The sequence below is a fragment of the Candidatus Hadarchaeales archaeon genome (assembly GCA_038736355.1).
GTDB lineage: Archaea > Hadarchaeota > Hadarchaeia > Hadarchaeales > WYZ-LMO6 > WYZ-LMO6.
In genome coordinates, this window is the sequence record JAVYML010000002.1 from 390,180 (window position 1) to 411,318 (window position 21,139).

The following is a 21,139-nucleotide window of genomic DNA, read 5'->3' on the forward strand; positions in this document are numbered from 1 at the left end:
AGGGATGATAAAATGGAGTTCAAGACCAAAGCTTCCCTTCCCTTCATGGCCTTCGGGGCCATAGCCGGCCTCCTGTCTGGCCTCCTGTCAGCCGAGTCCGGTTCCTCTTCCCCCGCCCTCCTCCTCTTCCTCCTCCTCTTCCTCCTCGCCTACAAGCTCACCCCGCCCCTGCTGAGACTCCCCCCTTCTCAGTTTCCGGAGGGGGGATGGTCGGTGATGAAAGCCCTCAAGCTGGGCTTTTGGTCTTTCTTGGCCTGCTGGTTGCTGGTATGGATTCTAGCCTACAACCTCGCCCTCTGAGGGAATATCCCGAACTGCTTTCGATCTTTCCCTACCGGGAAATCAGGGAGCCCCAGCTGGAATTGATGGTGGCTGTGAGGAGGGCCGTGGAGAGGTCCGTTCCCCTCGTGGTGGAAGGTCCCACGGGTATGGGAAAGACGGTGGCTCTCCTGTGCGGACTCCTCTCCTCTCCAGAGCTGAGGGGGGTAAAGATAGTGTACTGCTCTAGGACCCACGGCCAGCTGGACAGAGTGGTGGAGGAGCTCAGAATGCTCTCTTCCCGTCTCAACGTACCCGGTCTTTCCCTTAGGGGAAGGAGGGAGATGTGTCTCCATCCCCTCCTCAGGAGGTTCACTTCCGGGGCGGGTGAAGCCTCACACCTCTGCACGGTGCTTAGGAAGGAAGGAAGGTGCGAATTCTTCAGGGAATGGGAGGAAAGGGGGGAAGAGCTGCTTCCAGAATTCTTGGGAGAACAGGTCAAGGCAGGGGAGTTACTGCGAAGATGCAGGGAAGAGGGCCTTTGTCCCTATGAGATCTCCAAGCATTTGATGCCGAGCATGAGGGTGGTGGCATGTAGCTATCTCTATTTGCTCGATCCTTCCATCCGTCCCCCCTTCCTGAGGTCCCTGGGTGCGGGCCTCCCAGAACTTGCGGTTGTTTTCGACGAGGCCCATAACCTTCCGGAGTTGGCAGTGGAACTGGCGAGCGATAGGCTGACCTTGAACTCCATTCTCCAAGCGAAGAGGGAAGCTAGGGAGCTGGAGGATGGAGAAGCGGAGGAAATCTGTTCGAGGATGGAAGAGGCGATGGGGGAACTCTCCCGTGGTCTGGGGGAGGGGGAGGAAAGGATCTTGGAGGAGGGGGAGCTCGAGGAAAGGATGGAGAAAAAAGTGGGGGGATGGGAGGGGGCGGGTGAACTCCTCTTGGAAGTGGGTGAAAGAATGCTGCTTCTCAAGTTGAGGGAAGGAAAGGCTCCCCGCTCATACTTGAGGGGAATGGGGAAGTTTCTCCTCCAGTTGGGGATGACGAGGAAGAGGAGGGATTTCATGAGGATCGTTTCGGTGGGGGAAGGTGGGGTACCCGTGCTCGAGGTACAGGCACTCGATCCCAGGTATCTCACTTCCCCCGTCTTGGAAGGGGTGAAGGTGGCGATCTGTACTTCCGGGACCCTCTCCCCGTTGGAGGCCTATGCGGATGTGGTGGGTCTTCCCCACTCCCTAAAGCTCAGGTGCTCCTCACCCTTCCCACCCGAGAACGTGCTTGCCCTCGTGGTGAGGGGGTTAACGACCAGAGAACAAAACAGGGGTCCGGAGATGTATGGTAGAATGGTGAAGGCCATCGTGCAGGTGGAAGGGGCCACGCCGGGAAACGTGGGTGTTTTCACGGCCAGCTATGAGGTTCTGGAAGGACTTTTGGAAGCGGGCTTGAGGGAAGCCCTCTCCAAGCCCCTCATCGTGGAAGAAAGGGAGTGCTCTTCTGAGGAAAACGAGAGGAAGATCAGGGAGTTCAAGGCATACGCGGAGAAAGGGGGTGCAGTCCTCTTGGGGGTGATGGGTGGCAGGAACGCGGAAGGTGGAGATTATCCAGGCCACCAAATGGACTCCGTGGTGGCGGTGGGGATACCCTATGCCCCTCCAAGCCAAAGGTTGGAGAGGACGATCGGATACTGGGAGGAGCAGTTCCCCGGATTGGGGAGAAGGTATGGGTATTATCTCCCGGCCCACAGGCGTTTGGCCCAAGCGGCGGGAAGGGCCCACAGGCTCCTTTCCGATCGAGCCGCCATCATCTTCCTGGATGAAAGGGTCTTCTCCCCCTTCGTGAGGGGAAGTCTGCCAGGTTGGATGGCGGAGAGGTTGAGGAGGGTGGGGGAGGGAGAATTACGGAAGAGACTGGAAGAGTTCTTCCGGGAAAACTGAAGATCCTCGCCGATCCCCAGGAAATGGGGGGGGAGCTGGAAAGGGAGCTGAGGAAGAGGGGGGTGGAGGTGGAAGTGGTGAGGCTTGAAGTTGGAGATTTCGTGGTGAGCGACAGGGTGGTCGTGGAGAGGAAGAGCACGAGGGATTTCCTGAGGTCCATCTTGGATGGGAGACTCATGGACCAGGCGGAGAGGATGAGGGAGAAGTTCGAAAAACCGGTGCTGGTGGTGGAGGGAAAGGAGGACCCTGAGGAGTTGGGGAAGCTTCATCCGCACGCGGTACAGGGCGCGATCCTCCACCTCGTGATGGAATTGGGAATACCCGTCCTCAGGACCGTGGATAGTTCCCAAACGGCTTCCCTCCTCTGGCTTCTCGCTAGGAGGGAAAGGGAAGAGGGGAGGAGACCACCTCCCTTGAGGAGGAAGAGGGGGGATCTCCCCCTCCCCCTCCAACAGAGGTTCGTGGTGGAAGGACTCCCAGGAGTCTCCTCCGTTTTGGCCGAGAGGTTGCTCCAGCATTTCGGGAGTGTGGAGGCCGTGATGAGGGCTTCCGAAGAGGAACTGATGAGGGTAAAGGGGATAGGGAGGGTAAAGGCTAGGAGGATAAGGGAGCTCCTCACCCTGAGATATGGTGATGCTGTAGGAACTCCCCCAACCTCTGAAGGGTCTCCTTGAGCACTTCCATCGAACAGGCGAAGCTGAACCTCACATGGCCCTCCCCAAAGGGTCCAAAGCCTATTCCGGGAACGGAGGCTATTCCCACCTCTTGGAGCAGATGCTCGCAGAAGCTCGTGGAATCCTTCCATCCCTCCGGCAGACGGGGGAAGAGGTAGAAGGCGCCCTTGGGCGGAAGGCACTTCAGACCTAGGGAAGAAAGTCCCTTCACCATGAAATCCCTCCTCCTCCTGAATTCTTCCCTCATCCTCTCCACGAAGTCTTGGGGTCCCCTCAGGGCTTCCAGTCCCGCCATCTGCACGAAACCTGGTACGCAGGAGGTGGAGGCCTGCTGGATCTTGTTCATTTCCGCTATCAGTTCTTTGGGTGCTACCGCGTATCCCAGCCTCCATCCCGTCATGGCATAGGTCTTGGAGAAACCGTTGATGTAAACGATGCCCTCTATGGATCCAGCGAGGGAGAGAAGGCTCGTGCTTTTTCCCTCGTAGACCAAACGATCGTAGATTTCGTCGGTGAGGATCCAGAGGTCCCTTTCCCTAGCGAAGTCGAGGATGGCCTTCAGGTTCTCCTCGTCGAGGATGGCCCCGGTAGGGTTGGAGGGGGAGTTGAGGACGAGGAGCTTGGTCCTTGGGGTGAGGGCCTTTTCCAGCCTCTCCACATCCACCCTGAAACCCTCCTCCATCCTGGTTTCCAAGAAGACGGGTTTTCCCCCCACGCTCAACACGATACCGTCGTAGGTCCAACAGGGGGAAGGAAGGATCACCTCCTCCCCGGGATCCAGGATGGCCTCCATGGCACAGAAGATGGCATGCTTGGCGCCGGGAGTGATCAGCACATTTTCCCTCTCCGCTCCCACCCTCTCCGCCACCGCTTCCCTGAGTTCGGGCAATCCCTCCGAGGGGGTGTACTTGGTCATTCCCTTCTGAAGGGCCTCCCAGGCAGCCCTCTTCACGTGCTCTGGGGTGTCGAAGTCCGGTTCCCCTACTTCCAGATGGAGGATGTTTCTTCCTTCCCTCTCCAGTTTTTTGGCCAGTGAAAGGACCCTGAGGGTGCTCGAGGGGGGGATCTCCTTCATCCTTTCTGCCGGCCTAGGGGACACAGTACATTTTAGAGGCTGCGAATAAAATTTTGCGGATGCACTGGATAGACGAAGTAGCGGAGGAGCTGCTCGCTAGGGGAAAGAAGCATCTGGTAGCGAGTGGGATCTCCATTTCGGGGCACATCCACATCGGGCATTCCAACGACGTCTTCATCGCCGATGGGGTGAGGAGGGCAATAGAGGAGAGGGGAGGGGAGGTGGAGGCCATCTGGTATGCGGATGATTTCGATCCCCTGAGGCGTGTCCCCTGGCCCCTCCCTCCTTCCTACCAGCGCTACCTTGGAATGCCCTACGCCAACCTTCCCTCACCGGAGAGAGGTTTCGAGGACTTCGTGGACTACTTCACACGGGATTTTCTGGCTTCCTTCAAGGATTTCGGTCTCAAGCTGAAGGTGATGAGGGGGAGTGAGGTCTACAGGAGCGGGGAGATGGCCCCCCTCATAAGGCTCTCCCTGGAAAAGGCCGGGGAAATAAGGGAAATCCTCAACAAGTACAGGGACAAACCCCTCCCCGAAGATTGGTTGCCTTACGATCCCCTTTGCGAAAATTGTGGCAGGATCTCCACCACCAGGGCTTACGGGTGGTCGGGAGATTACGTGAAGTACGTGTGTGAAGGGTGCGACTACGTCGGGGGATGCGGGCACGAGGGAAAGGCGGATTACACGAAGGGGGAAGGAAAACTCACTTGGAGGGTGGAATGGCCTGCCCGATGGAAGCTCCTGGGAGTGACCTGTGAACCCTTTGGAAAGGACCATGCGGTAAGGGGCGGGAGTTACGAAACGGGAAAGGAGATCGTGGAGAAGGTCTTTGGGGGGAAGGCCCCTTATCCCATCCCCTATGAATGGGTGAGCCTCTCGGGAAAACGCATGTCTTCCTCCAAGGGGGTGGTCTTTACCCTTTCCCAATGGCTTTCCATAGCGGAGCCCGAGCTCCTCAGGTACTTCATCTTCAGGAGCAAGGCCATGAAGAGCAAATCCTTCGATCCGGGACTCCCCCTCCTCGACCTCTACGACGAGTACGATAGGGTGGAGGAGCTCTACTTCTCCAAGGCAGAGGAGGGTAAGAGGGAAAGGCAGCTTTCCAGAATTTACGAGCTTTCCCAAGTGGAAAGGATACCGACCACCAAGCCCCAGAGAGTTCCCTTCAGGTTTGCGGTCGTGCTGAGCCAAGTGGTGGGTGGAAGGGAGGAGAGGGGATTGGAGATCATGCAGAGGAAAGGGTTCCTCGTTCAGCCCACGGAAGAAGACATACAGAGGGCTCTGGGAAGGCTCAGGAGGGCTAGGAGGTGGGTGGAGGAATACGCTCCGGACTGGATGAGGTTCAAAGTGCTGGAGGTCCTTCCGGAGGAAGTGAAGGGAAGGTTGACGGAGGGTCAGAGGAAGGGTCTTTCCAAGTTGGCCTCAGACTTGAGGGAAAGGGAATACGATCCCGTGGCCCTCCACAACAGGGTCTATGAAGTGGCCAAGGAGGTGGGGGCGGATCCCCCAGAGCTTTTCAAGGCCATCTATTTGGTGTTCATAGGGAGGGAGGAAGGACCCAGGGTGGGGAACTTCCTCTCCGCCATGGAAAGGGAGTTCGTCATTTCCAGATTGGAAGAGGCTTCTAGGATTTGAGCCTCAGTCTTAGGGAGGAATGGGAGCGGACTAGGGAGGCGAAGACCTTCTCGAAGTTCTCGGTGGGTGAGAGTTCCCTCTTGAGGAAGAGACCCGTGTGGCCTTCCTCCTTTCTGGAAACGAGGACCTGCACCCTTTCCCTCACGATTTCCAGGCTCACACCCAGTTTTTTGGCCACTTCCCCCTCCCTTCCCCTCACGGGACTCTCCACATGTCCTGCAGGGGTGGGTTCGATGAGCATGAGCCTCTTGTCCACTCCTGGGACCCTCTCCCCTTTCTCCAGTCCTTTCCTCTCGAGAGCTCCGCCGAAGTAGTAGAACTCCAGCTCGAGGGGTTTGGGTTTTAGGAGGGGGAAGGTGACTACCGTTCTTTCGTCCAGATAGAGGTGGGCTTTGGGGAGCTGCCAAGGGGTGGCCATCACCAGTTCCCTCTTTTCGGGAAGAAAACCTGCCTCCATCAGGGCCGTTTCCACCAGAAAGGAGGGAAAGGGTTGGGGAAGGAAGAGATCGATGTCGCTTTCCTCGTTCACGTCCCCTCTGGCGAGGCTTCCGTGGGCGAGGGCCTCCATTCCCCTTTTCGAAAGGGCCACCATCACTTCCAGCGCCCTCTTCCTTAGCTCCGCGAGGAGCTCCCATCTGCGGGGAGGATAGACCACCTCCCTCCTGTCGGCCCTTGCGGGAGCGGGGTTTACTCCACCACTTCCCTTGCCCATCTCAGGTACTCCTCCGAGACCGCGGAGGCCCTCAGAACTAAGAGCTCCGGAACCTCGTATGGGTGTAGCTCCTTCAGTCTCTCCATCAGCTTCTCCGGACTCAGGGTCTTCATGAGGAGCAGGAGCTCCTCCGCTTCCTCCCTCTTCCCCTTCCAGAAATAGAAGGATTTGGCCCCAGGGAGCACGGTCACGCAGGAAGCCAGCTTCTCCTCCACTACCCTTCTCGCCAGTTCTTCCGCCTTTTCCTTTCTATCCACGGTGGTGAGGAGGATGTACATCAGTTCTCGAAGGAGGCTGGGGGTATTAGGATTGAGGTGGGCTTATACAGGGGGCAGGGAAAAGGGAAAGATGGAGCTCTCCCAATCCCTTCTCCTCCTCCTCCTGGGTTTGGGTTCCTTCTGGGCGATCTTTCTCCTCTTCTACCGGGAGGGTCATCTGAAGAAGTACGGATTTTCGTTGGAAGGGGGAATGCTCCTCTGGAGGACCGAAAGGGGTCTGAGGATCATCGATCGTGTCGCCAAGAAGAGGAGAAAGGGATGGATTTGGTTCGGGGAAGTTGGGACCTATGTGGGTCTCTTCCTCATGTTTTTCGTCTTCTTCAACCTCCTCCTCAACGCCTACTTCATACTGAGGAGGCCCGAACTTTCCGTGGCCGGGGCGAGGTTCGTACTTCCAGGGGTAATCCCAGGACTCACCGTTTACTGGTGGTTGATTTCGGTGGCCGTGGTTCTCCTGGTTCACGAGGTCTCCCACGGTCTCCTGATGAGGGCCCAGGGAATCCCCACGAAGTCAGTTGGTCTCCTCCTCTTCATCGCCCTTCCAGGGGCTTTCGTGGAGCCAGATGAGAAAAAACTGAATGCTTCCCCCCTCAAGAAAAGGCTGAGGATTTTCGCAGCGGGTTCCTTCGCCAACATTTTGGTGGGCCTCCTAACCTTCTTCTTTCTTTTCCTCCTCCTTTCCCCCCTCCCCGGTGTGCGCGTGTGGGGGGTAAGGGAGAACGGTCCCTGCGAAAACTTGGAGCTCGGTACCCTCCTCCTCTCTTTGAACGGTAAACCCCTGCACACCTGGAGGGATTACGTGGAAGGGGTGGAGAACTTGAAACCGGGGGAAGAAGTGGTTCTGGAGACGGATAGGGGGACCTTCGTGGTTACAGCCGACAATAGGGACAACAGGGGGAGTCTGGGAATATGGCCCGTCTCCTCCCCCCCGCGCTCTGAGCTCCTCCATCCCCTCTCCATGTTGGGGCTCATGGTGAACGAGTTGCTGGGAAGACCCGCCCTCCCACCCTATACCCTCCTCCATCCCTACTTCTACCGTTCTCCCCTTCCCTGGCCCTTGGTGGACCTCCTGAAATGGATCTTCGTCCTCGATTTGGGAATAGGGATGTTCAACCTCCTCCCCCTCGTGCCCTTGGATGGGGGTTACATGTTCAGGGGTCTGCTGGAGCTGAAGATGTCCAAGAAGAGGGCCAGGCAGTTCTCCAATTTCTTCTCCCTCTTCCTCCTCTTTATCCTCCTCTTGAATCTTTTCCCTTCCCTCCTGTAGGCAAGGTTATAAGATGGATGGGGAAGGTTTGAATGGCGGCGGGCTAGGCGGGGGGCTAGCGGTCCCCTGTAACCGGAAATCCGCTCATGCCGGGCCGAAGTCGGGGGGCGGCGCTGGAACCTCGCACCGCCCGGTCCCGGGTGTGGAAGTCCCGCCCCGCAGGGTCGGCGGCGGAGGGGCCCCGACCGGAGGGCCGGGGAGAACCTCCCTTACCTGCTGAATCCCCCAGGGGCGGAAGTCAGCAAGGGTAGGCAGGACGCACGGCGCTTGCGGAAAGCGGGATGGAGCCTGAGGGGCCGGTCAACGGTGTGCAGGGGAAGGCGTCCACCTTCGACGCGCCCGCCGCCTCTCACGCTTCCCGAGCAGTTTCAGTTTTTGTTCTTTCCCAAGGCTATTCCGCTGGCAAGCTGTTTCAATCCCTTCACCGAGGAAAGATCTTATTTGGCGCTTTTGGTGGCGAGGAAATGGGCCAGCCTCAGGGGTTGTGGGATCCTGAAGGAGGTGGAGGTCCTGAGCGTGAGTTCTATGGCCGTTGGGAGGGAGAGTTTGTGACCCACGCTCACGTACACTGGTTTGACTCCCGTTTTGGTTCTCACGGCAGCTCCCACCACTTCTCCCCCTTCCCTCAACAGGGAGTATCCCCCCCTTTGGAGGGGAGGTTCTTCACCCTCTCCGCAGAGCTTGGATTTCGCCACTCCAAGGGTTGGTTTTTCGAGCACCACCCCTAGATGGGAAGCTAGGCCCGCCCTCCTGGGATGGGCCACTCCGTGACCGTCCACCATGTACACGTCGGCCTCCACCTCCCTTGCCACCTCCAGCATCCCTTCCAACTCCCTGAAGGCTAGGAAGGTGGGGAGATAGGGAAATTTTATCCTGACTTTTTTCACCCTCTTTTCAAGGATCTCCAGGGAGCTGAGGTCCAATACCACACAGGAGGAGTACCCACGGTCTTTTCCCGCATAGGCCAGATCGAGGCCTGCTATTCTCTCGAGTTTCTTCCATTCGTCCTTGATCAGTACTCTTTCGGCCACCCTTCTTTGGATCTCTATTAGTTGACGTAAATCCACCGTTCTGTGGGGTTTCAGGAGGGGAAGCATCATGAGCTTTTGGAGAGAGAACTTTTATCTTGAAGAGGAAAAGGGAGAGGGAAAAAATGCGAGCCAAAGGACCGAAATGTAAGTCCTGTGGAAAACAGATCCAGCTCATGAGCTATAGTACGGGTTATCTCAAGGTGGTGGTTCCGGGAGAGGCCAAGGCCAAGTTCCTTTGCCAGGAGTGTGCCGAGAAACTGTTGGGCAAAAAGCTAGCCGAACTCTAATCAGCATGGCGGAGCCAAGGGACCACATCCTGATGACGTTGGCGATAAAACCGAAGGGGAAGTTGGTGGATTTAGAGCATATAAGGGAAAAGGTGAGCCGCGATTCCAGAAGGGAATTTTCGGAGAAGGAGGTTTTGGACCTCTTGAAGGAATTGATGGAAGAGAAACTGGTGGAAGAAAGGGAGGGGAACTACGCCCTTACGGAAAGGGGGAGGGAGTACTTCGAACGCAGATGGAGGGAGATAGGGAAAGAGCTGAACCAGGACTACTTGAAGGTCTATAGGGCCAAAAGATACTACCCCGTGGTTGCTCCCACCCTTCTCGAGTTCTGCAGGGGGAGATGGGTTTCGGTTTTCAGACTCTTTACGGGAAGGGCATGGTTGCAACGGAAGATGGGACCCAGATACATCACCATCCAAAGCCTCTCTGACCTGCAGAAATGGCTCGATCTCCATGGCATAGATTTCATCCCTTATATCCATCGGGTGGGTTCCGATCGACCGGACTGGTTTGTGCTGGATTTGGATGCTGGTAAGGAGGTGAAGGATGCGGAGGTCAGGAAGGCGGTGGAAGTCACGATGGAGAAGATGGAAGACTTGGGCTTGGAGCCCAAGCTGAAGTACAGCGGTTCTAGGGGATTCCAGCTCTGGACGAGGTTCAAACCCCACGAGCTTCCCAAGGATTATCGTCCCCTGGAACTACAGGCTGGAAAAAGGGAGAAAAATTTCTTCAGCTTTTACGCCGATCTCATAAGGTTTCTGGAGGCGGAAGTCTCCAACAAGCTTCCCGGTCTCACCACCTCCGATGTGGCCCACAAGGAGAAAAGAAGGGGAAAGGTGCTTTTCGATCCTTCGGTGATGAAGCCCATGGGTGATGTGCGGGCACCCTACTCGATGCATTACAAAACGGGACTCATCTCCATGCCTTTGACTAGAGAGGAGCTGAAGGGTTTCACCCCAGAGCAGGCCGATCCCGAAAGGGTGGCGGAGAGGTACGAGGAAAGGGGAAACGAGTTTGAACTGGAGCCCGTCGATGGGGAGGATTTCTTCAGGGAAGCCATTGAATGGTTCAAGCAGAATCCTGGAGGTAGAAAGGAATGATCCTCACGGCGGATAGGGAAAGGGAGGTGATACGCACCCTCCTCCTGAAGAGCGGGGCGGGTGAGGAGGAAGCGGAGGACGTGGCGGAGGTATTGACGGAAGGGGATCTCAGGGGTTTCCATTCCCATGGGATGTTGAGGCTTCCATACATCCTCAGGGCCTTGAGGAGGGGAACCATCCTCCCCAGGGCGAAGGTGAGGGTGGTGAGGGAGAGTCCGGCCACCGCGCTCTTGGACGGGGGACATGGGTTGGGACACCATGTGGCAAAGAGGGCCATGCTTCTGGCCATCGAGAAGGCTAGGGAGGTGGGGGTGGGGGCGGTGGGGGTATTCAACTCCAATCATTTCGGTATCGCCGGGTACTATGCGGAGATGGCCATGAGGGAGGGCATGGTTGGGATAGTGGCCACCACCACCGATCCCTTGGTGCACCCCTGGGGCGGGTGCGAGCCCCTCTTGGGAACCAATGCCCTCGCGGTGGGCATACCCACCCGTCCACCCGTCCTTCTGGACATGGCCATGAGCGTGGCGGCTAGGGGAAAACTGGTGGAGGCGGCGAAGAAGGGGGAGAGGATACCCGAGGGATGGGCGGTGGATAGGGAGGGAAGACCCACCACGGATCCCGAGGAGGGATTGAAGGGTGCACTCAGCCCCTTTGGGGGGCCGAAGGGATATGGGTTGGCCTTTGTACTGGAGCTCCTGGCGGGTCCTATGGTCAACGCCGCGGCCGGCAGGAAGGTCAGGGGAACGCTTGAGCCCGTGGAGGGTTTTTGTACCAAGGGGGATCTGATGATGGTTTTGGATCCCTCTGCCTTCACCGATAGGGAGAGATTCCTGAGGGAGGCAGAAGAGTTTATTCTGGAAGTGAAAGCCTCCAGGAGGGCCGAGGGTTTTCAGGAGATCCTCCTTCCAGGGGAGCCGGAGTTCAGGAAGAGGGAGAGGTATCTCAGGGAGGGAATACCCCTTCCGGACGAAATATGGGAGGAAGTGAGGAGCACGGCGAAGGAATTGGGCCTCTGGCCTGAGGAATGGGGTTGATCAGCCGGTTTTGAGGAGGAGATCCACCACGGGCATGGGTTCTCCGGCAAGGAAACTTATGCACGCACCCCCTCCCGTGCTCACGTGACTCAGCTTGGAGAGCACCCCTGCCTTTTCGGCGGCGGCCACCATGTGACCTCCTCCCACGATGGTGTAGGCTCCGGAGTCCACCATCGCCCGCAACACCTCCACGGTCCCCTTCTCGAATTCCTTTTCCTCGAATACTCCCAGCGGACCGTTGGCCACCACCGTTTTCGCCCCCTTTATGATTTCGGAGTACTCCCTGATAGTCCTGCTTCCTATGTCCTTGATGGGGGCATTCACGGGAAGGCTGGAAACTTCCACCTCCTCCCTCTTGTTTCCCCTTTCCACGGCAACATCCACCGGGAGCTTGATCTTCCCCCCATAGGTCGACAGCAACTTCTTTGCCCTCTCCCTTTCCTTCTCGAATCCCTTCTCCCTCAACACTTGAAAGCTGGGTTCTCCCAGGTCTATCCCGGAGGCGGAGAGGAAGAGCAATGCCACCAGACCCCCAGTCAATACCATGTCGGCAATTCCCTTGGAGAGTACATTTTCGATCATGCTCATGGAGTCCTTCGATTTTCCTCCCCCGAGCACGTAGATGCAGGGTCTCTCCGGTTCCCTGGCCCTGCTCAATCCCCTCAGTTCCCTTTCCATCAGCCTCCCGGCGTAGGTGGGAAGCACGGCCCCAAAGCCCACCAAGGAGGGTTGCCCCCTGTGTGCCGCCCCGAAGGCATCGTTCACGTAAAGGTCGGCGAGGGAGGAGAGTTCCCTCACCAAAAAAGTCTTGGCCATCTGCTCGGGGGTACCGGTAAGGGACTCCTCAGCGTAGAACCTGACGTTTTCCAGTAAAAGGACCTCTCCTTCCTTCAGTCCCTTTATGGCCTCTTTCGCCGAAGGTCCAAGCAAGTCCGGGACATATTTGATGCGCATGCCAAGGATTTCTTCCATCCTTTTCGCATGTTTTTCCAACCTGGAGAAGTCCTCATCCCCGGGCCTGCCCTGATGGGCCAGGACCACCACCTTCGCCCCTTTTCCCGCCAGTTCCTTGATGGTGGGAGCACACTCCCTTATCCTGGAGTCTTCCAGGATTTCTCCAGTTTTGGGATCCAGGGGGGAATTGATGTCCACCCTGAGGAGAACGGTTTTACCCTTCACTTCTACCCGATCCAGGGTGGGGAGCGACATTTTACTCCTTGGAGGCAATCAGGTTGGCCATGTCCACGAGTCGGCAGGAGTATCCCCATTCGTTGTCGTACCAGGCGATCACCTTCACGAGGTTGCCACCTATGACCGTGGTCAGGGATCCGTCCACGATCGAGGAGTGACTGTCGCCTATGAAGTCACAGGAAACCAAGGGTTCTTCGGTGTAGGCTAGGATGCCCTTCAAACTTCCCTCGGCAGCCCTCTTGAAGGCAGCGTTCACCTCCTCCGCCGTGGTTTCCCTCTTGAGGAGAGCCACTAAGTCCACCACTGAAACATCCGGTACTGGAACCCTCAAGGCGATTCCGTGGCTCTTTCCTTTCATGCTGGGTATAACTTCGAAGATGGCCTTGGCGGCTCCAGTGGTAGTGGGAATGATGGAAACGGCCGCAGCCCTGGCCCTTCTCAGGTCTCTGTGAACGAGGTCCAGTACGCGCTGGTCGTTGGTATAGGCATGTACCGTCGTCATCAGACATTTCTCTACCCCGAAATTCTCCTCGAGCACCTTCAGGAGGGGGGCGAGGCAGTTGGTGGTGCAGGAGCCTAGGGAAATGATACGGTGTTTCGAGGGATCGTATTGAGTTTCGTTCACTCCAGGAACGATGGTGATATCTGGGTTTTTGGCGGGAGCGGTGATGAGGACCCTCTTTGCTCCTGCCTCTAGATGTTTGGAGGCTCCCTCTCTATCCGTAAAGACTCCAGTGGCTTCTATCACCAGATCCACCCCCAGCTCCTTCCAAGGAAGTTTGGAAGGATCCTTTTCGGAGAGGTGCCTCATCCTCTCCTTTCCCACCACTAGGTAGCCGTCTTCCGCCTTCATCTCCACCTCCAGCTTTCCGAAGGTGGAATCGTACTTGAGGAGGTGGAGAAGGGTCTGGGCATCGGCCAAGTCGTTGACCGCCACCACCTCGAAATTCTTCCTCCTTTCAAGAGAACTCCTGTAAAAGAGCCTCCCTATGCGTCCGAAACCGTTAATGGCTACGCGCATCCTCTTTTCTTGTTGAGAAAACTTTATATATGTCGTCCTCCATGCGATAAGAACCATATTTGAGAATTTAACCAAAAGTGGTAAGATGGAGGAGATAAAGCTCCTGCTGGAAGTTGCAAAGGCCGGAGGGGTTTCGGGATCGACCTCCCTCACCCTGAGGGAACTCTCGAGGAGGATGGGGAAACCCCCCTCCACCCTTGCACGCTGGCTGAGGAGACTGGAGGAAAGGGGATGGTTGGAGCGCTCTCCAGAGGGAAGGGGACAGAGGCTGAGGCTTTCCCCAAGGGGTTTGGCTTTTCTCAAGGCACTGTATACAGAGCTGGGTGAAGTATTGGAGGGAAGGGAGGAGGTGATGAGGCTGGAAGGAGTGGTGGTGAGCGGTTTGGGGGAAGGGAGTTATTATGTCAAGCAGGAGGGTTATCGCAAGCAGTTCCAAGAACAGCTCGGTTTCGTCCCCTTTCCCGGCACGCTCAACGTAAAGCTCAACGGCTCTTCAAGGCAGGCGAGGGAAGTACTCCAAGAACTGCCGGGAGTGATGCTGAAGGGCTTCCGTACCCAGGAGAGGAGCTTTGGGGAGGTGAAGTGTTTCCCTGTGAGGATAAGGGGGAAGGAGGCCTTTCTGGTGCTTCCCCTCAGGAGTTCTCATAAAGAAGTAGTGGAGCTTGTGGCGGAGGAAAAACTCAGGGATGCCCTTGGTCTCAAGGATGGGGATAGAGTGGAGTTGGAGGTGAGGAAATGGAAATAGAAGAGGCCCTCAGGGCCATGAGGGAGGGCAGGTTCGTTCTCATCCACGATAGCGGTGAAAGGGAAAACGAAGTGGACCTCGTGATGGGGGCGCAGTTCGTGGAACCCCGTCATGTGGCCATCCTTAGAAAAGAGGCGGGGGGCCTTATCTGTGTTCCCCTCCATCGCAGGATAGCGGACAACTTCGGACTTCCCTATCTGACGGAAATCTACCGGGAGGCAGCGGAGAAGTTCAGGCTCCTGAGGAATATCTTTCCCCACGACCTCCCCTATGACGAGCGTTCGGCCTTCTCCCTTACGGTGAACCACAGGAGAACCAGGACGGGGATCACCGACAGGGATAGAGCCCTGACCATAAGGGAGCTGGCGAGGATAGGGGCCATGGCCTTGAATGGCTCCGCAATAGAGGAGTTCGGGAAGAACTTCAGGAGTCCGGGTCATGTTCCCCTCCTCCCGGCCGCTGAAAGCCCCTTGGAGAGGCAGGGACACACCGAGCTTTCGGTGGCTCTGGCGGAAATGGCAGGAATCATTCCCGTAACGGTCATATGTGAGATGCTGGATGAGGAGACGCACGCGGCTTTGAGCGTGGAAAAGGCAAAGAAGTACGCGGAGGAGAGGGGTCTAGTTTTCTTGGAAGGAAGGGAGATCGTGGAAGAATACAAGAGGAGGAGATCATGACGGTAAGGATAGCGATGGTCGATACCACCTTCGCCAGATACGATATGGCTTCCTCTGCCATGGAGGAGCTCAAGAACCTCTGTAACGTGAAGTTCGAGAGGAGAACGGTTCCCGGTATAAAGGATCTTCCCGTGGAATGCAAGCGTCTGTTGGATGAGGGGTGCGTTGCGGCCATGGCTTTCGGCATGCCTGGACCCACCCCCATAGACAAGCAATGTGCCCATGAAGCTTCCTTGGGACTCATCTGGGCCCAGCTCCTCACCAACAAGCACATCATCGAGGTGTTCGTTTTCGAAGACGAGGCCTCCTCAGAGGAGGAGCTGGCCAGGTTAGCTGACAGGAGGGCCAGGGAGCACGCCCTCAACCTCTACCGCTTGCTCTTCAAGCCAGAAGAGCTAACAAAAAGGGCCGGCACCGGGCAAAGGGAAGGCCGCCCGGATGTCGGGCCCCTAAGGAGGTGAGAAACTGGTGAAGCTGGGACTGGTGGCCAGCGAGTTCTCTTGGGATGTGGTGGGTCCCATGGTGGAGTTTGCGAAGAGGCACATAGAGTTCTTGGGAGCGACGCTGGAGAGGGAAGTGCTGGTTCCTGGGGTCTGGGAAATACCAGTGGCCGTGAAGAAGCTGCTTTCCGAGGGAAAGGTGGATGCCGTGGTGACGCTGGGGGCTGTGATAGAGGGAGAAACCGAACACGATGAGGTGATCATGCAGCAGACCACTAGGAAACTGATGGATTTGGCCCTGGAGTACGGCAAACCCGTGGCTTTGGGCATCTCAGGGCCAGGCATGACCAGACTCCAAGCGCTGGACAGGGTGAATGAGTACGCTAGGAGAGCGGTGGAGAGTGCGGTCAAAACGGCGAAAAGGCTGGGAATCGGCTGAAGGCCGGGTGGGGATACTGGCTTTGGGTTCCCACCAGGAGAGACATGGAGCTGTGCTTCCCCCAGATACCGATGCCAAGCTGGCAGCCCATGTGGCCTTAGAAGCGGCCAAGAGGAGCGGTGCCAAATTCTTGGGGATCCTCCTCACCTCCTACGAGCTTCCCCTCATAAGGACGGGAAAACACCACTCCCTGAAGAAGGTGATGGGGGAACTGTGTAGGAGGCTGGGGGAGGCCAAGGAAGTTCTGGGAGTGAAGGCCGTGGTGCTCGTGAACGCCCATGGAGGAAATAAGCCCCTCAGGGAACACCTACACAAGCTGGAGAAGAGGATGGGGGTGAGGTTAGCTTTCACCACCCTTCTGGTCGACCTCGAAGGGCCACACGCTGGAACGGGGGAAGTAAGCGCGGCTGCTGCTGCTGGATTGGCCGACCTTTCGAGGCTGGATGAGCACTTGGATTTCCAGAAGTATCCGGAGGTGGGTTTCGTGGGGATGGAGAGGGTACGCAGGAAATACACATGGGCGGAGAGGCATGCTAGGGAAGTTATGGAAAGGGGAGTGAAGGCGGATCTGGAGCTGGGAAGGAAAATCTTGGAAGGGGCGGTGGAGGAGGCGGTAGGGGAGGTGAGGAGATTGGTTTCCGAGCTAGGGGGTTGAGAGACAACCGAACTCCTTCCCCATTTCCAACAGGGCCCAAGCCCAAACCAAACATTCGAAACTCTTCACGAGGGAACGGGAGCGGAAGTGGAGAGAATCCTGGTAATAAGCTTTGATGTTTTCCAGCAGTTTTTCTCCCCTCCTATCCAAAGATTTTACACCCTTAAGGGCCTCCTCCAGTTTCTTCGACCAGACCTCTATCTCCGTTCGCAGTTCTTCCTCTAGGTCCTTCACAATTCCGCCCCCGCCAGGATTCTCAGGGCTTCTTCCTCCAAGAAATGCAGTTTTCCCGGGACCACCAGCGCGTGGGGTGGAGGTCCAAAGTCCTCCTCCCTCAACTTCTTCACCCTCCCTGCCTTGACCCTGCCGTCGGGGCATCCGGCGCGGGCCAGGACCACCACCAGGGTCTCCGGGGTGAAAACTCCCCTTCCCATCCTAGCTTCCAGCTCCAGCATGATCTCCATTCCTTCTTTCGCCGTCATGTACCTCTTTTCCTCCGCCCTGAGATCCAGCAGGAGGAGGGTATGGAGTCCCCTCGCCAAATTCTCGACCAAGGTATCGTAGGGGACTGTAGAAGGATGATCCCGGAAGGGTATGGTGGCAGAGCGGCCGAACTTGTAGCTCTGCAAACCCGTTAGGCCAGGCGCGGCAGAAAGGATGGAAGAGGAAGGGACCACCAGAGTGGGAATTCCCCTTTTTTCGGCCCTGAGCCTGAGATCCACGTGGGTAGTGGCCACCATGGAGTCCCCCGGAACCAGCAGGACCACCTTCCCCTTTCTTGCCCTTTCCAAGATTTCCTCAGGATTTTCCTCCAGGGTTTGGCGGTCCACCACTTTTATGGGTTTTCCCACCCATCCTTCCAGTTCCTTGAGGTCAAGTTCGGGGAGGAGGCTGGTATAGTGCTCCATGTAAACCCAGTCAGAATCCTTGGCGAGTTCCAATCCACGTAGGGGAAGACCCTTGTGGCTGCAGAGACCCAGTCCTACGAAGATGAGCATCATTTTTTTAAGGAATCCCTTCTTTTTTTTATTGAGAAGGTCTCCCAGAGTGATGGGATTGAAGTACTTGAAGGTAATAGCGGATACTAGTTTCTTAATGATACCTGGAACCTTTGGGGTAGATATCATTAGCGAACTCAACAGGCTCCTGGAAAGGAGATATAAGCTCCTCATCCCCTCTCCCGTCTTGAAGGAACTGGAATATTTGGCTAAGAAGGGAACCCCGAGCGAGAGATCTTCAGCTAGGATGGGTATGGTTTTGGCGGAGCAGGGAGAAATCGTGGAGTGGGAGGGAGAGGATGCCGACGAGGCCATCCTAAAGCTGGTCCAGAAGGAAGGAGTAAAGGGATGTGTGGTGGGCACCAACGACAGGGCCCTTCAGAAGAAACTGGAAAAGATAGGAGTACCAGTGGCCCGTTTGAGGCATCGTTCCTATCTGATGTTGACCAAAGATTTGGAATGAAATTTTCATATTTTGAGAAAAAGCAACCTTTTAATAGACTCTCCGATGAGGATGATTAGGCTTTCGACAAGGAGGAATGAACTTGCACTGGAGGGTGACTTTAAAGGACACGGTTAGGGTTCCTCCCCATCGGTTCGGCGAACCACTCGAGAAAGTAGTGGCGGAAATCCTCCAGCAGACCTATGAGGGTGTAATAGACAAGGATGTTGGAATGGTGGTGGCCATTACGGATGTGAAGGAGATAGGGGTGGGGAGGATAATAATGGGGGATGGGGCGAGCTATCACGACGTAGTTTTTGAGGCCCTTACCTACCGCCCCGAGCTAAACGAAGTGGTATTGGGGGAGGTGGTGGAGGTGGTAAGTTTCGGGAGTTTCGTGAGGGTGGGACCTTTGGATGCTCTCCTTCACATCTCCCAAGTGATGGACGATTACGTATCCTACGATGAGAAGAAGGGAGCCCTAGTGGGAAAAGAGACGGGGAAAACGCTGAAGGAGGGAGATAGGGTTAGGGCCAGGGTAGTATCGGTGAGTTTGAAGAGGGATTACAGGGGAAAGATTGGACTGACCATGAGACAGCCTGGGCTGGGCAAGCTGGAGTGGCTGGCAGAAGGGAAAAAGGAGGGTAAGAAGTGAAGGAGTTGGCTTGCAAGAAGTGCCACAGGATAGTGAGCAAGGAAGAGGTTTGTCCCGTTTGTAAGGGGACTTCCTTCTCAGCCGAGTGGAAGGGATACGTGGTGGTGAGGGATCCCGAAAAATCACAGATAGCCAAAGCCCTGAAGATAACGCAAGAAGGTAGTTATGCTTTGAGGGTCCGCTGAATTTATTTATGGGCGGAATAAAAGAGAAAGATGGCCAAGACGACCGTATCGGTGATTAAGGCGGATGTCGGTTCGCTGGTGGGACACCACACGGTGCCCGAACCCCTCTTGAAGATAGCCAGGGAGGAACTGAAGAAGGCGAAGGAGACGGGCTTGATCAACAGTTATTATGTGTTCAATGCAGGGGACGATCTGGAGCTTCTCATGGTGCACCGAAAGGGGGAGGACAACCCGGAGATCCATGGCTTGGCCTGGGAAACCTTCAAAAAGGCGGCGGAGAAATCGAGGAGCCTAAAGCTCTATGCGGCAGGGCAGGATATCCTGAAGACGGCTTTCAGTGGTAACGTTAAGGGAATGGGGCCAGGAGTGGCCGAAATGGAATTTGAAGAGCGCCCTTCCGATCCCGTGTTGGTGCTGGCTATGGACAAGACGGAGCCCGGAGCCTTCAACTATCCTCTCTTCAAGGCCTTTGCCGACCCCTTCAACACAGCGGGATTGATCATAGACCCAGCGATGGTTGGAGGCTTCAAGTTTGAGGTATTCGATCTCATAGAGAGCAAGAAGATCGTGTTGAAGTGTCCGGAGGAAATGTACGAGCTCTTGGCTCTGATAGGAAGCCCGGGCAGGTATGTGGTTTCCAGGATTTGGAGGGCCTCCGATGACATGGTTTGCGCTTCCACGAGCACCACCAGGCTTTCCCTGATTGCGGGTAAGTATGTGGGCAAGGACGACCCGGTATGTGTGGTGAGGGCCCAGCATGGTCTGCCAGCAGTGGGAGAGATTTTGGCACCCTTCATGCACAGCTACTTTGTGGAGGGATGGATGAGGGGAAGCCACTGGGGACCTCTCATGCCGGTGGGTTTGAAGGATTCCAGATGCACGGTCTTCGATGGGCCGCCCAGATTGGTGGGATTGGGGTTCCAAATATGCGATGGGGCTATAGCCACTGACGACTCGGGTAATCCTATGGTGGTGGATCTCTTCGAAGATGTGGCCTTCGACTTGGCGAGAAGGGAGGCAATGGAGTATATGGCAGTGCTGAGGAGGATGGGGGAGTTCGAGCCTGCTCGCCTAGCACATGATGCCATGGAATACACCACCCTACCGAAAGTTTTGGAGAAACTGAAGGACAGGTTCAAGTCCGTTTAAAGGTTCATTGGAAATGGCCGAAGAGGAGGGAGGCGAAGAGCCCAGCTACGAGAGAGAAACCCAGCACGAGGGGTAGAGGGGAAAGGGTAGAGGATCCCTCACCGGGACGAACGGGTTTGCCCATGAGCCTGTATCTAAGATAGGTAGCCCTTGAGGTACCGAGGTGAGAGGCCCACATGCAGAGCGGGAGGTTGATGGAAAGAACGAGGAGGATGAAGAGAACGGAAAAAAGCGAGGGAGGGGAGAGCTGGGGGAAGGAAAGCTCCGAGAGGGAGACTTCCAAGGCCCTTATGAGGATACCCCCATCATAAGTTCCCCGCAGGAAGAGGAGAAAGGGAGCACTGGCTCCGAAGAAAAGTTGGGAAAATAGGTAGAAAGAGAGGGGGGTCAGGGTGAAGAAGAGGAGGGGTTCCCACCACCCTCCCATTTCGGAAGGTAAGGGAATGTCCATGATCAAGCTGAGCTCCCTCGAGAGATCTTTTCCCATCCAATAACCGCAAGAAACCCCTGCCACCCAACCCGCCAGGATCAAGAACCAGAAAAGCTGGTCGAGGAGCTTTTCCATTTTCTCCCACTTGGATGGGCTGGGTCCTCTTTATTTGGAAGGAAATCCCTCAAAGGGTTTTTTGATATTCCCTTTTGGCAATGGCAATGGTTTTGCTCAGATAGCCCATACGCATTTCGTTCTTTTCGTTTTTCTCGGCTTCCTGTTGGGCGGGTGGGGGGATAAGGAACCTTCTTTCCAACATTTCCAAACGTTTTTCCAACTCGTCCAAACGTCTGCTTAAGGAGGAGAGTTTCAGTTCCAGCTCGGAAAGCTTTTCCACGATTATGTTTGGAATTTTGAGGTTAATAATAGATAGTGTCCGGGAAGCGCTCGTTTATTACCCAGACCGAGCTTCTTCCCACCTTTAAACACTTGATCCTTCCCCATCCCTCCAGTCTTTTCAGGAGGGGCTGGATGGTGGCTGGCTTGCATCCTAGGATCTCGGCTAGGTCCTTGGCCCTTAGGTTACCGTATCTACGCAGAAGGTACTCCAGGATTTCCAACCTGGCCATGGTTATCCAGTCTTCTTCTTCCTCTTCTTCCTCTTCTTCCAGTATTTCGGGGAATTCCATCTTTTTTCTTTATTTTTCGCACATTTTAAATTCTATTCTCGGGAGGGCCTCACCCTTAGAAGGTATTTAGGAAGAAAGGAAAAGGGGAAGCGATGTACAGGTTCTTTCTTCTTCCTTTAATTTTCTTCCT

The 21,139-nt window shown here is 56.0% G+C and carries 28 protein-coding genes and 1 other RNA gene; 18 read left to right on the forward strand and 11 right to left on the reverse strand.

Annotation, left to right across the window (positions count from 1 at the left end; translation table 11 throughout):
- Window positions 1-12: 12 nt before the first annotated feature.
- From QXG22_04440 to QXG22_04450, 3 genes are read left to right on the forward strand one after another with little or no spacing between them, the layout of a single operon-like run.
- Complete coding sequence (locus tag QXG22_04440) at window positions 13-300, forward strand: hypothetical protein (GenBank protein ID MEM0359238.1); 288 nt, start codon at window positions 13-15, stop codon at window positions 298-300.
- Entirely contained in the window at window positions 270-2,195 is a 1,926-nt protein-coding gene (locus QXG22_04445) for a helicase C-terminal domain-containing protein (protein ID MEM0359239.1), read from the forward strand. The genes QXG22_04440 and QXG22_04445 overlap by 31 nt, the downstream gene beginning before the upstream one ends.
- Complete coding sequence (locus QXG22_04450) at window positions 2,117-2,869, forward strand: ERCC4 domain-containing protein (protein MEM0359240.1); 753 nt, start codon at window positions 2,117-2,119, stop codon at window positions 2,867-2,869. The genes QXG22_04445 and QXG22_04450 overlap by 79 nt, the downstream gene beginning before the upstream one ends.
- Here the strand turns inward: QXG22_04450 and QXG22_04455 are convergent.
- Window positions 2,811-3,944 carry a pyridoxal phosphate-dependent aminotransferase gene (locus QXG22_04455; protein ID MEM0359241.1) on the reverse strand — a complete coding sequence of 378 codons (1,134 nt, stop codon included), beginning with the start codon at window positions 3,942-3,944 and terminating at the stop codon, window positions 2,811-2,813. The genes QXG22_04450 and QXG22_04455 overlap by 59 nt on opposite strands.
- A gap of 59 nt (window positions 3,945-4,003) precedes the next feature.
- Here QXG22_04455 and lysS point away from each other — a divergent pair, with 59 nt between their 5' ends.
- Entirely contained in the window at window positions 4,004-5,581 is a 1,578-nt protein-coding gene (gene lysS, locus QXG22_04460) for a lysine--tRNA ligase (protein MEM0359242.1), read from the forward strand.
- On the opposite strand, the gene QXG22_04465 is transcribed toward lysS, so the two are convergent.
- Window positions 5,571-6,293: a nucleotidyltransferase domain-containing protein gene (locus QXG22_04465; protein MEM0359243.1), complete on the reverse strand. Its 723-nt coding sequence runs from the start codon at window positions 6,291-6,293 to the stop codon at window positions 5,571-5,573. The genes lysS and QXG22_04465 overlap by 11 nt on opposite strands.
- Window positions 6,269-6,571, reverse strand: a complete 303-nt coding sequence (gene cutA, locus QXG22_04470; GenBank protein MEM0359244.1) for a divalent-cation tolerance protein CutA — start codon at window positions 6,569-6,571, stop codon at window positions 6,269-6,271. Before cutA ends, QXG22_04465 begins: the two co-directional genes overlap by 25 nt.
- Before the next feature lie 70 nt (window positions 6,572-6,641).
- On the opposite strand from cutA, the gene QXG22_04475 reads away from it, so the two are divergent.
- Window positions 6,642-7,838: a site-2 protease family protein gene (locus QXG22_04475; GenBank protein MEM0359245.1), complete on the forward strand. Its 1,197-nt coding sequence runs from the start codon at window positions 6,642-6,644 to the stop codon at window positions 7,836-7,838.
- Between the two features lie 36 nt (window positions 7,839-7,874).
- An RNA gene (ffs, locus tag QXG22_04480) (signal recognition particle sRNA) lies at window positions 7,875-8,183 on the forward strand.
- A gap of 92 nt (window positions 8,184-8,275) precedes the next feature.
- Here the strand turns inward: ffs and QXG22_04485 are convergent.
- Window positions 8,276-8,935: an endonuclease V gene (locus tag QXG22_04485; protein ID MEM0359246.1), complete on the reverse strand. Its 660-nt coding sequence runs from the start codon at window positions 8,933-8,935 to the stop codon at window positions 8,276-8,278.
- Between the two features lie 56 nt (window positions 8,936-8,991).
- Here QXG22_04485 and QXG22_04490 point away from each other — a divergent pair, with 56 nt between their 5' ends.
- From QXG22_04490 to QXG22_04500, 3 genes are read left to right on the forward strand one after another with little or no spacing between them, the layout of a single operon-like run.
- Entirely contained in the window at window positions 8,992-9,156 is a 165-nt protein-coding gene (locus tag QXG22_04490) for a hypothetical protein (GenBank protein MEM0359247.1), read from the forward strand.
- 32 nt (window positions 9,157-9,188) lie between these two features.
- The gene (locus tag QXG22_04495) at window positions 9,189-10,256 is read left to right on the forward strand and encodes a hypothetical protein (protein ID MEM0359248.1); all 1,068 of its coding nucleotides are present in this window, start codon (window positions 9,189-9,191) and stop codon (window positions 10,254-10,256) included.
- Window positions 10,253-11,293, forward strand: coding sequence for an Ldh family oxidoreductase (locus QXG22_04500; protein MEM0359249.1), 1,041 nt, complete (start codon window positions 10,253-10,255; stop codon window positions 11,291-11,293). Before QXG22_04495 ends, QXG22_04500 begins: the two co-directional genes overlap by 4 nt.
- Here the strand turns inward: QXG22_04500 and QXG22_04505 are convergent, their stop codons facing one another.
- Together QXG22_04505 and gap are read right to left on the reverse strand one after the other, a co-directional pair.
- Complete coding sequence (locus QXG22_04505) at window positions 11,294-12,502, reverse strand: phosphoglycerate kinase (GenBank protein ID MEM0359250.1); 1,209 nt, start codon at window positions 12,500-12,502, stop codon at window positions 11,294-11,296.
- Between the two features lies 1 nt (window position 12,503).
- Window positions 12,504-13,505 carry a type I glyceraldehyde-3-phosphate dehydrogenase gene (gene gap / locus QXG22_04510; protein MEM0359251.1) on the reverse strand — a complete coding sequence of 334 codons (1,002 nt, stop codon included), beginning with the start codon at window positions 13,503-13,505 and terminating at the stop codon, window positions 12,504-12,506.
- Window positions 13,506-13,590: 85 nt separating this feature from the next.
- On the opposite strand from gap, the gene QXG22_04515 reads away from it, so the two are divergent.
- From QXG22_04515 to arfB, 5 genes are read left to right on the forward strand one after another with little or no spacing between them, the layout of a single operon-like run.
- Entirely contained in the window at window positions 13,591-14,250 is a 660-nt protein-coding gene (locus QXG22_04515; protein ID MEM0359252.1) for a DUF120 domain-containing protein, read from the forward strand.
- Complete coding sequence (gene ribB / locus QXG22_04520; protein ID MEM0359253.1) at window positions 14,241-14,927, forward strand: 3,4-dihydroxy-2-butanone-4-phosphate synthase; 687 nt, start codon at window positions 14,241-14,243, stop codon at window positions 14,925-14,927. Before QXG22_04515 ends, ribB begins: the two co-directional genes overlap by 10 nt.
- Window positions 14,924-15,388, forward strand: a complete 465-nt coding sequence (gene ribC / locus QXG22_04525) for a riboflavin synthase (GenBank protein MEM0359254.1) — start codon at window positions 14,924-14,926, stop codon at window positions 15,386-15,388. The genes ribB and ribC overlap by 4 nt, the downstream gene beginning before the upstream one ends.
- 7 nt (window positions 15,389-15,395) lie before the next feature.
- A complete protein-coding gene (gene ribH / locus QXG22_04530) occupies window positions 15,396-15,806 on the forward strand; it encodes a 6,7-dimethyl-8-ribityllumazine synthase (protein MEM0359255.1) in 411 nt (136 codons plus the stop codon).
- A 7-nt stretch (window positions 15,807-15,813) separates the two neighbouring features.
- On the forward strand, window positions 15,814-16,461 hold the full coding sequence (arfB, locus tag QXG22_04535) for a 2-amino-5-formylamino-6-ribosylaminopyrimidin-4(3H)-one 5'-monophosphate deformylase (GenBank protein ID MEM0359256.1): 648 nt from the start codon (window positions 15,814-15,816) through the stop codon (window positions 16,459-16,461).
- Here arfB and QXG22_04540 read toward each other — a convergent pair.
- Both QXG22_04540 and dph5 read right to left on the reverse strand, forming a co-directional pair.
- Window positions 16,450-16,695, reverse strand: coding sequence for a DUF357 domain-containing protein (locus tag QXG22_04540; GenBank protein MEM0359257.1), 246 nt, complete (start codon window positions 16,693-16,695; stop codon window positions 16,450-16,452). The two genes, arfB and QXG22_04540, sit on opposite strands and share 12 nt — an antisense overlap.
- A complete protein-coding gene (dph5, locus tag QXG22_04545) occupies window positions 16,692-17,459 on the reverse strand; it encodes a diphthine synthase (GenBank protein MEM0359258.1) in 768 nt (255 codons plus the stop codon). Before dph5 ends, QXG22_04540 begins: the two co-directional genes overlap by 4 nt.
- Before the next feature lie 52 nt (window positions 17,460-17,511).
- Here dph5 and QXG22_04550 point away from each other — a divergent pair, with 52 nt between their 5' ends.
- From QXG22_04550 to fbp, 4 genes are all read left to right on the forward strand, one after another.
- A complete protein-coding gene (locus QXG22_04550; protein MEM0359259.1) occupies window positions 17,512-17,922 on the forward strand; it encodes a hypothetical protein in 411 nt (136 codons plus the stop codon).
- Between the two features lie 76 nt (window positions 17,923-17,998).
- On the forward strand, window positions 17,999-18,556 hold the full coding sequence (locus tag QXG22_04555) for a DNA-directed RNA polymerase (GenBank protein ID MEM0359260.1): 558 nt from the start codon (window positions 17,999-18,001) through the stop codon (window positions 18,554-18,556).
- Window positions 18,553-18,741 (forward strand): transcription elongation factor subunit Spt4, encoded by a 189-nt coding sequence (spt4, locus tag QXG22_04560; GenBank protein ID MEM0359261.1) that lies wholly within the window; start codon window positions 18,553-18,555, stop codon window positions 18,739-18,741. The genes QXG22_04555 and spt4 overlap by 4 nt, the downstream gene beginning before the upstream one ends.
- A 30-nt stretch (window positions 18,742-18,771) precedes the next feature.
- Window positions 18,772-19,890, forward strand: a complete 1,119-nt coding sequence (fbp, locus tag QXG22_04565; GenBank protein ID MEM0359262.1) for a fructose-1,6-bisphosphate aldolase/phosphatase — start codon at window positions 18,772-18,774, stop codon at window positions 19,888-19,890.
- Window positions 19,891-19,894: 4 nt separating this feature from the next.
- On the opposite strand, the gene QXG22_04570 is transcribed toward fbp, so the two are convergent.
- Genes QXG22_04570 through QXG22_04580 form a run of 3 tightly spaced genes read right to left on the reverse strand, consistent with a single transcriptional unit; the run spans window position 19,895 to window position 21,009 of the window.
- The gene (locus QXG22_04570; protein MEM0359263.1) at window positions 19,895-20,455 is read right to left on the reverse strand and encodes a hypothetical protein; all 561 of its coding nucleotides are present in this window, start codon (window positions 20,453-20,455) and stop codon (window positions 19,895-19,897) included.
- A 49-nt stretch (window positions 20,456-20,504) separates the two neighbouring features.
- Window positions 20,505-20,717: a hypothetical protein gene (locus tag QXG22_04575; protein ID MEM0359264.1), complete on the reverse strand. Its 213-nt coding sequence runs from the start codon at window positions 20,715-20,717 to the stop codon at window positions 20,505-20,507.
- A 22-nt stretch (window positions 20,718-20,739) separates the two neighbouring features.
- A complete protein-coding gene (locus tag QXG22_04580) occupies window positions 20,740-21,009 on the reverse strand; it encodes a MarR family transcriptional regulator (GenBank protein ID MEM0359265.1) in 270 nt (89 codons plus the stop codon).
- Window positions 21,010-21,139 lie beyond the last annotated feature (130 nt).